General features: G+C 66.1%; 1 protein-coding gene. It reads left to right on the top strand.

Going from position 1 to position 233, the window contains the following annotated elements; all coding sequences use genetic code 11:
* On the top strand, positions 1–233 hold a 233-nt coding region (locus SB753_RS41805), incomplete at both ends, for a TCP-1/cpn60 chaperonin family protein (RefSeq protein ID WP_410805787.1).

Here is a 233-nt window from a genome sequence, read left to right on the forward strand (position 1 = left end):
GAAGAACCGCTGCGGCAGATCGTGACGAATGCCGGCGAAGAGGCCAGCGTGGTCGTCGCGAAAGTGGCGGAAGGCACGGGCAATTTCGGCTACAACGCGCAGACCGGCGAGTACGGCGACCTGGTGGAATCGGGCGTGCTCGATCCGACCAAGGTGACGCGCACGGCGTTGCAAAACGCGGCATCGGTCGCGGGTCTGCTGCTCACCACCGACGCCACCGTCCATGAAGCGCC

This window comes from Paraburkholderia sp. SIMBA_053, assembly GCF_046534895.1.
In the GTDB taxonomy this organism is placed as follows: Bacteria; Pseudomonadota; Gammaproteobacteria; order Burkholderiales; family Burkholderiaceae; genus Paraburkholderia; species Paraburkholderia caledonica.